This is a genomic window from Anaeromyxobacter sp. Fw109-5, from assembly GCF_000017505.1.
GTDB lineage: Bacteria > Myxococcota > Myxococcia > Myxococcales > Anaeromyxobacteraceae > Anaeromyxobacter.
The window spans coordinates 2330975-2343190 of record NC_009675.1 but is presented as its reverse complement, the minus strand read 5'-3'; the positions used below and the strand labels follow the sequence as shown (position 1 = coordinate 2343190).

At 74.3% G+C, this 12216-nt stretch carries 10 protein-coding genes; 3 read left to right on the top strand and 7 right to left on the bottom strand.

The window, feature by feature from the left end; genetic code table 11:
• Window positions 1-36: 36 nt before the first annotated feature.
• Window positions 37-561 carry an outer membrane beta-barrel protein gene (locus ANAE109_RS10550; protein ID WP_012096850.1) on the bottom strand — a complete coding sequence of 175 codons (525 nt, stop codon included), beginning with the start codon at window positions 559-561 and terminating at the stop codon, window positions 37-39.
• Window positions 562-870: 309 nt separating this feature from the next.
• Between ANAE109_RS10550 and ANAE109_RS10545 the strand changes: the two genes are divergently transcribed.
• Window positions 871-2565, top strand: coding sequence for a tetratricopeptide repeat protein (locus tag ANAE109_RS10545; RefSeq protein ID WP_234945333.1), 1695 nt, complete (start codon window positions 871-873; stop codon window positions 2563-2565).
• A 75-nt stretch (window positions 2566-2640) separates the two neighbouring features.
• On the opposite strand, the gene ANAE109_RS10540 is transcribed toward ANAE109_RS10545, so the two are convergent.
• The 5 genes from ANAE109_RS10540 to ANAE109_RS10520 form a co-directional block, all read right to left on the bottom strand.
• A complete protein-coding gene (locus tag ANAE109_RS10540) occupies window positions 2641-3843 on the bottom strand; it encodes a pyridoxal phosphate-dependent aminotransferase (RefSeq protein ID WP_012096848.1) in 1203 nt (400 codons plus the stop codon).
• 111 nt (window positions 3844-3954) lie between these two features.
• Window positions 3955-4452 (bottom strand): pantetheine-phosphate adenylyltransferase, encoded by a 498-nt coding sequence (gene coaD / locus ANAE109_RS10535; protein WP_012096847.1) that lies wholly within the window; start codon window positions 4450-4452, stop codon window positions 3955-3957.
• A gap of 18 nt (window positions 4453-4470) precedes the next feature.
• Window positions 4471-5010, bottom strand: coding sequence for a 16S rRNA (guanine(966)-N(2))-methyltransferase RsmD (rsmD, locus tag ANAE109_RS10530; RefSeq protein ID WP_012096846.1), 540 nt, complete (start codon window positions 5008-5010; stop codon window positions 4471-4473).
• The gene (locus ANAE109_RS10525) at window positions 5007-5945 is read right to left on the bottom strand and encodes a hypothetical protein (RefSeq protein ID WP_012096845.1); all 939 of its coding nucleotides are present in this window, start codon (window positions 5943-5945) and stop codon (window positions 5007-5009) included. Before ANAE109_RS10525 ends, rsmD begins: the two co-directional genes overlap by 4 nt.
• Before the next feature lie 46 nt (window positions 5946-5991).
• Window positions 5992-7020: a cation diffusion facilitator family transporter gene (locus tag ANAE109_RS10520; protein WP_012096844.1), complete on the bottom strand. Its 1029-nt coding sequence runs from the start codon at window positions 7018-7020 to the stop codon at window positions 5992-5994.
• A gap of 118 nt (window positions 7021-7138) precedes the next feature.
• Between ANAE109_RS10520 and ANAE109_RS10515 the strand changes: the two genes are divergently transcribed.
• Complete coding sequence (locus ANAE109_RS10515; protein WP_143827949.1) at window positions 7139-8161, top strand: alpha/beta fold hydrolase; 1023 nt, start codon at window positions 7139-7141, stop codon at window positions 8159-8161.
• A 17-nt stretch (window positions 8162-8178) separates the two neighbouring features.
• The gene (locus tag ANAE109_RS25765; RefSeq protein ID WP_143827948.1) at window positions 8179-11781 is read left to right on the top strand and encodes a PD40 domain-containing protein; all 3603 of its coding nucleotides are present in this window, start codon (window positions 8179-8181) and stop codon (window positions 11779-11781) included.
• Between the two features lie 13 nt (window positions 11782-11794).
• Here the strand turns inward: ANAE109_RS25765 and ANAE109_RS10505 are convergent, their stop codons facing one another.
• Window positions 11795-12115, bottom strand: coding sequence for a hypothetical protein (locus ANAE109_RS10505; protein WP_012096841.1), 321 nt, complete (start codon window positions 12113-12115; stop codon window positions 11795-11797).
• Window positions 12116-12216: the final 101 nt, after the last annotated feature.

Genomic DNA, 12216 nt, shown 5'->3' with positions numbered 1-12216 from the left:
CGAGCCGACCGCGCGCGGGCCGCGCGGGAAGCCTCGCTAGAAGTAGAAGCGCAGGAAGGCGAGGCCGGTCGTGTACAGACCGGACGCGTCGCCGGAGACATCGGACTCCGAGTAGAACCCGAGCTGCGCCTCGGCGCCGAGCGAGAAGTGCGTCGCGAGGTAGTGCTCGCCACCGATCGCCGCGGCGAGGGAGACGTCGGTGCCGCTCTCGTCGTTGACGCCGTTGTCGACCTTCGCGAAGTTCAGCTTGAGGCGGCCGCCCATGTAGAGGTCGAAGGCCGTCGCGACGGGCGCCACGTAGAAGAGGCCGACCCCGATCGTCACGTCCCGCGTGTCCTGGCCGCCGGCGGACTCGTCGCGCGTCGACACGCCGAGCGACGGCTCCACGCGGATGTTCGGCGCGACGGCGAGGGGCGCGTAGATCTCGACGTTCCACGGCTCGAGCGGGACGATGGCGATGCCGAGGCCGAAGGGCCGCCGCGCCTGCGCCTGCGCCTCCTGCGCCTGGACGGCGGTGGCGGACAGCGCCAGGGCGGCGAGTGCGAACATCAGCTTCTTCATGCTGTTCCTTTCCTTTCACGCACGGTCGGTGCGTCGTTGGTGGCGGGACTCTAGCCCCGGATGGCGAGCGAGCGAAGAAAAAGGGGCCGCGCCCCGGCGAGCCACGCCGCGCGCCGCTGCGGATCGCGAGCGCCTACATCGACGCCGAACGCCGTGGCGCGAGGAGGCGGCTGGGCGGCCGGGCGTGACGACCGGCCGCGCCTGTGGTGTTCTGGTGGACGCTCACGGTAGAGAAGCGCCGACATGATCCCTTCGAGCTCGAGCACGACAGCGGCCGGGCGCCCCTGGTCGAGGTTCCGCTCCGTGGCGATGGCCGCCGCGATCGCGACGTTCGCGCTGGCCATCTACGCCGGCGCGCTGCGCAACGGGTTCGTGTACGACGACATCCCACAGGTCGTGCAGAATCCCTGGATCCGCGACGCCTCGAGCCTCCTCGCGGCGTTCACGTCCGACGCCTGGGGGTACCTGGGGATCCACAGCAACTACTACCGGCCGATGATGCACGTCGTCTACGCGGCGGCGAACGCGCTCTTCGGGCTGGATGCCCGAGGGTTTCACCTCCTCAACCTCCTGCTGCACGCGGCAGTCTCCGTGCTGGTCTACGCCACGTCACTCCTGGTGCTGCGTGCGGCGCCCGGAGCCTCGCCGGCGCGCTCGCGCGTCCTCGCCGCGGCGTCCGGGTTCCTGTTCGCGGCCCACCCGATCCACACCGAGGTGGTGAGCTGGATCTCCGCGACGACCGATCTCTGCGTCGCCCTGCTCGCGCTGTCCGCGCTGCACGCGTACGCCACGCTCCCGCCCGAGCGCGTCCCTTCCGCCTCTCCCCGCTACCTGTGGGCGGTCATCGCGTTCGCGATCGCGACCCTCACCAAGGAGGTCGCCCTCGTCATCCCGGGGATCCTCGTCGCCTGGGACGTCTCCTTCCGGCGGCACGCGGTCGTTCGGGTGCGGTGGCTCGCGGCGTACGCGCCGTTCGCCGGGGTGATCGGGCTCTACTTCCTGCTGCGCTGGAGCGCGCTGGGGGGCTTCGCCTCCATCTCGCGGCATCAGGAGCTGACGACCCTGCAGCTTGCTCTCAACGTCTGCGCGCTGTTCGGGGCCTACCTCGCGAAGCTCGTCGTGCCGTCGGGCCTCTCCGCGTTCCACCCCTTCGACCCGGTGGTGTCGATCGCGGACCCGCGTGCGCTCGCGGGCCTCGTCGCCCTGGCGCTGGTGGTGGCGTTCGTCTCGATCGCCTGGCGGAGGAGGAGCGGCGCCGTCCTCGTTGCGCTGGCGGTGCTGCTGCTGCCGCTCCTCCCGAGCCTGTGGCTCACCCGCCTCGGCGAGAACCCGTTCGCCGAGCGCTACCTGTACCTCCCGTCGCTCGGATTCATCTGGCTCCTCGCCATCGCGGGACAGCGGCTCGTCGCGGCCAGGCCCCGTCTCGCGCCTGCGCTCGGCGCCGCGGCCGTCGTCCTGTGCGCGACGTGGGCCTGGGGCGTCGCCGCGCGCCAACCCGCCTGGCGCGACGACGTCTCGCTCTGGAGCGACGCGGCCGCGAAGGCGCCCGGCGCCGCGATCCCCCGCTACAACCTCGCGGTCGCGCTGGAAGCTGCCGGGGACCTGCCACGCGCGATCGCCGAGTACGAGACCGCGCTGCGGCTCGAGGAGAGCCCGGTCGCGTGGACGAGCCTCGGCGCGGCGTACCACGCGGCCGGGCGTGACGAGGACGCCCTCCGCGCCTATGGACGCGCGCTCTACTGGGACGCCGCGAACGTCACGGCGCTGAACGGCCTCGGCGCGACGTACGTGAAGATGGGCCGGGGCGCGGCGGCGATCGAGCCGCTCCGCGCCGCCATCGGGTTGGCGCCTCGGTTCGCCCCGGCGTACCACAACCTCGGGCTCGCGTACGAGCAGCTGGGCGATTCGCGGGCTGCGATCGAGAGCTACCGCGCCGCGCTGGGCGCGGATCCGTCCAGCGCGGCGTCGTACCAGCGTCTGCGCGCGCTCACCGCGAGCCCGTAGCGCGGCGCCGGAGACGGCGACGCCCCGCGCGGCCCGGGGCCGGCGGGGCGCCTGGAGACGGCTGGATGCGGGACGCTAGGTGAGGCTCTTCGCCATCTCGGCGATGCGGTCGCAGCCCTTGTCGATCTGCTCCATCGAGGTCGCGAACGACAGCCGCATGTAGCCGGGGGCGCCGAAGGCCGAGCCCGGGACCGCGGCGACGAGGTGCTTCTCGAGCAGCAGGTCGATGAGCTTGCCGTCGGTCCCGAGCGGCTCGGCGGCGCCCGGCGCCTTGCGGCCGAGGAGCGCGCTCACGTCGGGGAACGCGTAGAACGCGCCGCCGGGATCGAAGCAGCGCACCCCGGGGATGGCGTTCAGCCGCGCGACGATGTGCTTGCGCCGCTCGTCGAACGTCTTGCGCATCTTCTCGACCTCCTCGTCCACGCCCGCGACGGTGAGGGCGGCGAGCGCCGCCTTCTGGGCGATGGAGGTGGGGTTCGAGGTCGAGTTGTCCTGCAGCTTCTGCATCGCCGAGATGAGGGCCTGCGGGCCGGCCGTCCAGCCGATGCGCCAGCCCGTCATCGAGTAGGTCTTCGACGCACCGTTCACGAGCGCGACCTGCGGCTGCAGCGACGGGTCGAGGTCGAGGACGTTCTCGAAGCGGCCCTTGTAGACGAGCTTGTCGTAGATGTCGTCGGTGACGACGAGGATCTCCTTGCCCTTCACCTCGGCGATCACCGCCTCGAGCGTGCGCCGGGAGAGCATCGCGCCCGTCGGGTTCGACGGGCTGTTCACGATGATCGCCTTGGTCCGCGGCGAGATGGCCTTCTTGATCTGCTCCGGCGCCGGGTCGAAGCCCGTGTCCATGGTGGTCTCGACGAGCACCGGCACGCCGCCGGCGACGCGCACCATGTCTGCGTAGGAGACCCAGAACGGCGTGAAGATGACGACCTCGTCGCCCTCGTTCAGGAGCGCCTGGAACAGGTTGTAGAGCGCGTGCTTGCCGCCGCAGGAGACGAGCACCTCCGTCGCCTTGTACGAGATCCGGTGCTCCTTCTGGATCTTCGCCGCGATCGCCTCGCGCAGCTCGGGGATGCCGTTCGTCGGGGTGTACTTCGTGAAGCCCTGGTCGATCGCCTTCTTGGCCGCGTCCTTGATGATCGCGGGCGTGTCGAAGTCCGGCTCGCCGGCGCCGAACCCGACGACGTCGATCCCCTTCTGCTTCATCTCCCGGGCCTTGGCGGTGATGGCCAGGGTCGGCGACGGCTTCACGGCGTCGAGCCGCTTCGCGAGCTTCATGGTCGTTGTCTCCTCGGGCAGAGGTGCCTTGGGCCGCCCTCCGGGACGGCCAAAGCGGCGAGGATAGCAGAACCGAAATGGGGAACGCGCCCCGAACGCGGGAGCGCGTGGCTAGCGGTGCGCCGGGGTGCCGAGCTTGCGCCGCAGCTCCTGCGCCACGTTGGGCGGGACGAGCCCGGTCACGTCGCCGCCGAACGTGGCGACCTCGCGCACGAGCTGCGCCGAGACGAAGAAGTAGTCCTCGCCGGTCATGACGAAGACCGCCTCGAACTCGGGCAGGAGCTTGCGGTTCATGTTGGCGAGCTGGAACTCGTACTCGAAGTCGGACACGGCCCGCAGCCCGCGGATCACCGTGTACACGCCCTTCGTCCGCACGTAGTCCACGAGCAGGGCGTTGAACGAGTCCACCTCGACGCGCGGGTCGTTCCCGACCGCCTCGGAGATGAGCGCCTTCCGCTCTTCCGCCGTGAACAGCGGCGACTTCTGCGGGTTGTTCGCGACCGCGACGATGAGCCGGTCGAACACCTTCAGCCCGCGCTGGATGATGGCGAGGTGCCCGTTCGTCAGCGGGTCGAAGGAACCAGGGTAGATGGCGGTCCGGCGAGGCATGCGGGCGCGGAGTATCCCTCACTCCCTAACGTAGATCGAGATCCCCGTGCCACCGTACCTCCGCCGATCGGCGAGCGCGAGGCCGCCGATCCGCTCCGGCGGCGGCCTGCGGGCGTCGTGCTCCGCGACGGCGCGGGCCCCCGGCGCGAGGCAACGCGCCGCCAGGGCGAGGGCCGCCTCGGGGCCCTCCGCGTACGGTGGGTCCACGAAGGCGAGCGCGAAGGCCCCGGCCGCCAGCCGTGGCACGACCTCCTCCACCCGCCCCCGCCGCACGTCGACGCGCCCCTCGAAGCCGCAGGCCGCGGCGTTCCGTCCGATGAGCTCCGCCGCCCCGCGGTCCGCCTCCACGCACACGGCCCTCGCGCAGCCGCGGGAGAGCGCCTCGAGCGCGAGGGCGCCCGTCCCGGCGTAGAGGTCGAGGACGTCCCCACCCTCGAAGAACTGGCCCAGGACGTTGAACACCGCGCCGCGGACCTTGTCGCTCGTCGGCCGGGTCGCCTCGCCGCGCGGCGCCGCGAGCCGGCGGCCGCGCGCGCTCCCCGCGATGATGCGGGTCACGGGTGGCGACCCTCGACGCGGCGCAGCATCGCCGCGGCGAGCGCCGCGGCGGAACCGGCGGCGGCCAGGCCCTCGACGAGGTCGGTGGTCTCCGCGAACGCGCGCGCCTCGGCCCGCTCGGCCTCCTCACCCTGCCCCGCCGCCGGCGCGCCGCCCCCGAGGGCCCGCTCCGCGGCGGCGCCGCCGTCCTCGCAGGCGCGCACCGGCGAGCGCGCCAGCGCGGCGAGCAGCGCCGGGGTCACGGGGCCACGCCGCATGACGGGCGTGCCGCGCAGCGCGAGGGCGAGCCGGGCGAGCGCGTCCGCCTGCGCGCGCGCCTCCTCCTCGTCGGCCGGCGCCGGGCAGCGGACCCCGGCGAGATCCGGGCGAAAGCCGCGCCGCGCGAGCGCCTCCAGCCCGGCCACGGCCCGCGCCGCGCTCCCTGACGCGTCCTCCAGGGACACGATCCACTCGATCCCGAGGCCCCGCTCGACCGCGGGCCCGGCCACCTCGGAGAGGACGCGGCCGCGGTCCGCCGGCGCCACCGCGGCGGCGTCGAGCGCCAGGTGCGTGAGCCCCGCGTCCACGAGCGCCCACGTCTCGGCGGACGCCCGCTCCACGGCGAGGGCGCCCTCCCCCGCGACGGCGACCTCGCCGGCGAGCACGAGCGGGAGCGCCGCCGCCAGCTCGTCCGCCGCGGCGGTCACCTCGGCGAACCAGCGATCCGCGCGCCCCCCGCTCGGCAGCACCAGCCCGAGCGCGCTCCCCAGCGCCTTCGCCGCCACGAGCGCGCCGCGCGCGACGTGGGCCGACGGCGCGCGGACGAAGGGCAGCAGCAGGCCGAGCTCGGTGGCGGGCGCGAGCAGGTCGCGCGCCGAGAGCGGGCAGGCCGCGCTCCGCGGGGCGAGCCGCTGCACGGTGCGGGCGGGCCGGAACGCGGACAGGCGCGAGCTCACGGGGACGGTATAGCACGCGGCCGCCGCTCGCCGGCGCCGGCGCCGGTCAATGGCTGTGCACGTCGTGGAGGTGCTCGTACTCCACGGACTCGATCTGGAGCGTGGTGTGGTCGATGCCGAACGAGCGGCGGAGGCCGTGCTTCACCTCGTTCAGGATGTCGTCGTTCCGCCCGATCGACTCCGCGTGCACCACGAGGTGCGCGGAGAGCGCGTACATCCCGGAGGAGATCGTCCAGATGTGGAGGTCGTGGACGGCCGAGACGCCGTGCGCGGACTCCATCTGGCGGGTCACGGCCGCGACGTCCAGGTGCCGCGGCACGCCCTCCATGAGGATGTCGGTGATCTCGAAGATGAGCCGGAGCGCGCCCCACAAGATGAGCGCCGCGATGGCCAGCGACAGCACCGGATCGAGCCAGCGCAGGTCCGGGCGCAGCGCCATGGCCCCGGCGCCGCCGAGGATGGCGACCGAGGAGACGGTGTCCGAGAGGACGTGCAGGAACGCGGCGCGCGCGTTGAGGGTGTGCTCCTCGTGCAGGAACCACAGGATGGCGAGGTTCGCGGCGAGGCCGACCACCGCGACGCTCGCCATGAGGCGCAGGTCGATGGCGGCGTGCGGCTGCCGCAGCCGCTCCACCGCCTCCCACACGATCCAGACGGACAGCACGAGCAGCGCCCCGACGTTGAGCTGCGCCGCGAGCACCTCCGCCCGCCGGTAGCCGTAGGTGCGCTTGTCGTTGGCGGGGCGGGTGGCCAGGTAGGCGGCGACGAGCGCGAGCCCCAGCGCGCCGGCGTCGGTCAGCATGTGCGCCGCGTCGGAGAGGAGCGCCAGCGAGCCGGAGAGCCACCCGCCGATCGCCTCGGCGATCATCACTCCGCCGGTGATGGCGAGCGAGGCGGCGAGGCGGCGCAGGCTCGCGCCGGCGTGGTGGCCGCCCATCCCGTGCACGTGCTCGCCGTGGTCGTGCTCGTGCTCGGGGTGCCGGTGCCCGTGCCCGTGCCCGTCGCACCGCTCACCGTGCGGCGCCTCGTGCTTCCGTCCGTGTGCCCCCCGCCCGTGGGAGTGACCGCGCGACATTCCGCTTGAACCTCCGAGCCCCTCAGTCTACGCCATGGTCCTAAGGACGGGCAGGCGGCGGGCGCCACACGCCCGCCCGCCCCCGGCCGAGCCGCTCTCCGCGGCACGGCGGACGCTCATGGAGAAGACCGAGCACCGGGCGACGGCCCTCGACGGCACCCGCCTCCACTGGACGAGCGCCGGCGCGGGCGGGCCCGCCGTGGTCCTCTGCGACGGCATCGGCTGCGCCGGCTACGTGTGGCGGGCGCTCGAGCCGCTGCTCGCCCGCGAGCGCCGGGTGCTCCACTGGAACTACCGGGCGCACGGGCGCAGCGCCGCGCCGTCGGATCCCGAGCGCATGACGGTGGACGACTGCGTCTCCGACCTGCTCGCGGTGCTGGAGGCGGCCGGCGAGGAGCGCGCGGTGCTCGCCGGCCACTCCATGGGCGTGCAGGTCGCCCTGGAGCTGCAGCGGCGCCACCCGGACCGCGTCGCCGGCCTCCTCCTCCTGTGCGGCGCACCGGGCCACCTGCTCGACACCTTCCACGACTCCTCCGTGCTCCGCTACGCCTTCCCCTGGGCGAAGCAGCTCGTGCTCCGCTACCCGGACCTCGCGCGCCTCGCCTTCCGGACGGTGGTGCCGACCGACTTCGCCCTCTCGTACGCGATGACCTTCGAGGTGGACGGCGCGCGCGTGCGGCGGGCCGATCTGGAGCGCTACCTGGAGGACCTCTCCGAGGTGGATCCGGCGCTGTTCGTCCGGCTCCTCGCGTCGGCCGAGGACCACGACACGCGCCCGCACCTGCCCCACGTCACGGCGCCCACCCTGGTGGTGGCCGGAGAGCGCGACAGCTTCACGCCCCTGCGCCTCTCCGAGGCGATCCATCACGCCATCCCGGGGAGCGAGCTGCTGGTCGTGCCCGGCGGCACCCACGTCGCGCCCCTCGAGGACCCCGAGCTCGTGGGGGAGCGGACGCTCGCGTTCCTGGGCGTGCACGCGCCGGTCCGGCGTCCGCGCCGCGCGGGAGCGACCGCCGCGACCGCCGCGACCGCCGCGGGCGCCGCCGCGAGCAAGCCCCGCCGCCGCGCCGCGAAGGCGGACGGGGTCGCGTCCGCGCCTCGCGCGCGGCGCCCCCGAGGAAACGGACCGCGCGCCCGTTGATGGCGCCACCCCCTCGCATGGAGCCTGCTGCGACGCACGCCGGGACGGGCTCCACGAGAGCCTCCTTCGCCTCGCCGAGATCGGGGTGCTGCGAGCGCCCCCTGCGCCGCGCGCTCCTCCTCGTCGCGCTCCTCGCCGCGCTCGTGCCCGCGCGCGGCGCGCCGCAGCCCTACGATCCGCGCTACCGCTGGCACACCCTCGACACGCCGCACTTCCGCGTGCACTTCCACCAGGGGGAGGAGGCGCTCGCGCAGGACGTCGCGCGCGCCGCCGAGCGCGCGCACGCGGCGCTGACCCCACTGCTCGGGTACGAGCCGCGGCGCACCGAGGTGGTGCTCTCCGACGACGCCGACGACGCGAACGGCTCGGCGACGCCGCTCCCCTACGACACGGTCCGGCTCTACGCGGTCCCGCCGTCCTCGTTCTCCGAGCTGAACGACTACCGCGACTGGCTCGACGCCCTGGTCTTCCACGAGTACGTCCACATCCTCCACCTCGACCGGATCGGCGGGTTCCCGGCGCTCTTCAACCGCGTGTTCGGCAAGCTGCTCGTGCCGAACGGGCTCGTGCCGCCGTGGATGGTGGAGGGGCTCGCGGTGCTGCACGAGTCGAACGGCGACCCCGAGACGGGCCGCAACGCGAGCGCGTTGCACGCGATGTACGCGCGCTCCCTCGCGCTGGAGCCGCCGGGGTTCCCGCCGCTCGACGACGCCTCGAACCCGCTGCTCGAGTGGCCGGTGGGGACCGCGCCCTACCTGCTCGGCGGGCGCTTCATGGCCTACCTCCAGGCCCGCTACGGCGACGGCGCGATCGCGGGCTACGTCGGCCGGCAGGGCGCGCAGCTCTGGCCGTACGCGCCGTCGTGGGTGGGGCGCCGGTTCTTCGGCGGCCGAACCTTCGCCCAGCTCTGGGCGGAGTACGCGGACGCCGAGCGGCGCCGCGCCGAGGAGGTGGTGGCCGCGGTGCGCGCGCGGCCCGTCACCCGCCCCCGCCGGCTGACCACCCGCGGCGGCCGGGCCGAGAACCCTCGCTGGAGCCCAGACGGCACGTTCCTCGCCTACTGGCGGCGCCCGCTCGACGGACGGCCCGCCCTCTACCGGGTGTCACCCGACGGGAGGGATCTCGGCGCCGTCACGACGGTGGACGCGAACGGGACGCTCACCCTTCGGTCGCCTGACCAGGCGATCGCGGCGATCGGCGAGGTGCACCGCGAGTACCGGGTCTACGACGATCTCCACCGCGTGGATCTGCGCACCGGCCGCCGCACTCGGCTCACGCGCGGCGAGCGCGCCACCGATCCCGACCTCGCGCCCGGCGGCGCGTTCCTCGCGTACGTGCAGCGCACCGGTCCGGGCGCGCTCGCGCTCGTGCGCCGTCCCCTCGACGCCGCCGGCCGGCTCGGCGCGCGCGAGGTGCTGTTCTCGCGGCGCGGCGCGGAGGTGTACCAGCCGCGCGTCTCACCCGACGGACGCCGCATCGCGTTCGAGCTGCAGGAGGAGGGACGGCGCGACCTCGCGCTGTGGGAGGACGGCCGCGTCACGCGCATCACCGACGACGGCGCCCTCGACACCTCGCCGGCGTGGACGCCCGACGGCCGCCACCTGCTCTTCGCCTCCGACCGCGGCGGCCTCTACAACCTGTACGCCTGGGAGGCCGCGACCGGCGACGTCGCGCAGGTGACGAACGTGGAGACGGGAGCGCTGCAGCCGGACGTCTCGCCCGACGGCCGGACGATCGCGTTCCTGCTCTACTCGCGCGCCGGGTACGACGTCGCGACGATCCCGTTCGCGCCGGAGGGCTGGCTCGAGCCGTTGCCGGCGGAGCCCCGCCCCGCGACGGCAGCCGCTCGCCCTGAGCCTGTCGAAGGGAGGGCGGCGCCGGACGCAGCGGGATCCCTCGCGACCTCGAACCCGACCGCGACCTCGGTGCCGGCATCGCCGGGGAAAGAGGCCGCTCATCCCGAGCGTAGCGACTCCGCGTCAGCGGAGGCGCGTAGTCGAGGGACGACCCCGACCTCGACTCCGACCCCGATCCCGACCCCGACCCCGACCGCGACCGCGACCGCGACCGCGACCTCGACCCCGACCTCGACCTCGACCTCGACCGCGACCGCGACCCCGACCGCGACCCCGACCGCGACCCCGACCCCGACCGCGACCCCGACCGCGACCCCGACCGCGACCTCGACCCCGACCGCGACCTCGACCCCGACCCCGACCCCGACCGCGACCGCGACCCCGACCTCGACCTCGACCTCGACCGCGACCCCGACCTCGACCTCGACCGCGACCTCGACCGCGACCCCTGTGCCGGAATCGCCGGAGAAAGAGGCCGCTCATCCCGAGCGTAGCGACTCCGCGTCAGCGGAGGAGCGTAGTCGAGGGACGACCGCGACCCCGACCGCCAACCCTGTGCCGGAATCGCCCGGGAAAGAGGCCGCTCATCCCGAGCCCGTCCCCTCCGACCTCCCCTCCCGCCGCTACCGCGCCCTCGACACGCTCGGCCCGACCTACTGGCTCCCGTTCCTGGCCGCGGACGCGGCCGGCACGGTCTTCGGCGCGACGACCGGCGGCGCGGACGTGCTGCGCCGGCACGCCTGGGCGGCGCAGGCCTTCTGGAGCACCCAGACGCAGGAGCCCGGTTACGCCGTCGCGTACCAGGGTGGCTGGTCCTGGCCACGGCTCGATCTCTCGTCGTCGCGCTTCGTCGGCGACTCTCCCGACCCCGGCGATCGACTCCTCTCCGTGTGGACGCTCGCCGACGCCGGCGCGACGTTCACGTTCACCCGCCTCTCCCGCGCGCTGGCGCTGCGGCTCGGCTGGAGCGGCACGCGCTACGACACGCTCGAGGGCGAGCCCGGCCCCGACCCGCGGCTCCCCTTCCCGTTCGAGGACGGCTTCCTGTCGGACGTGTCGCTCCTGCTCTCGTACTCGGACGCGCGCCGCTTCGTGCGCTCCATCTCGCCCGAGGAGGGCCGGAGCGCGGCGGTCAGCCTGAGCTACGCCGGGTCCGGCACCGGCAGCGACTACGACCTCGCACGTGTGAGAGGGTCGGTCGGGCAGTACCTGCGGGTCCCCGGCCTGGGCCGGACCGTGCTCGCCCTCCGGGCCTCCGGCGGCCTCGCGCGCGGCACGCTCGGCGGCCGGGAGCCGTACGAGCTGGGCGGGGTCCCGCAGCCGAGCCTGCTCTCCGTCGCGCTCGGCTCCGGCATGCCGCCCGACGCGCTGCGCGGCTACGACGTGGGGACCTTCGAGGGCACCGGGTTCGTCCTCGCCAACGCCGAGCTGCGGTTCCCGCTCGGCGCGCCCGAGCTGGGGCGCACGACCTGGCCGCTCTTCCTGCGGCGGCTGCACGGCGCGGTGTTCGCGGATCTCGGCGAGACCTTCGATCGGCCGGGCGAGCCCATCCTCGCCGGCAACCCGCTCGACGCCGGCGCGCTCCGGCTCGGCCTCGGCGCGGAGCTCCGCCTCGAGCTCGTGCTCGGCTACTACATCCGCACCGACCTGCGCCTCGGGCTCGCCCGCGCGATGGGGGCGCCCTTCGACGGCTGGCGCGCGGCGGACGAGGCGATCGCGCCCGACGAGGTCTATCCCTACGTCGTGCTCGGCGCGTCGTTCTGAGCCGGGCGCACCGCTACGCCTCGCGCGGTCGCCGCACGAGGGCCGAGGCGATCCGGAACGGCGCCAGGGCGAGGGTGCGCGCCAGGCGGACCGTGTCCTGGATCAGCTCGGCGAGGATGGCCGAGACCGGCGTCCCCAGCTCGTCCGCCCTGCGCGTGGCGGAGTCGACCTCCGCCATGCGCTCGACCTTGCGCCTCTGCGCCTGGCGGGCCGCCTGGCTCTGCTTAGCGGAGGCGCCTCCGATGAACTGCTGCTTCCCGGGCGCGCCGCGGCGGAACGCCGCCTCCTGCTGTCCCATCGCGCGCTTCGCCGATCCAGGCTGGTTCTTCCTCATGTCTCGAAGCTAGGCGCGGAGCGTCATGGGCGCGAGCGACCCGCCGCGAGCCTGTGAGTTCCGCTCTTGCAGGCCGGCTCCGGCGGTGCTAAACAACGCGC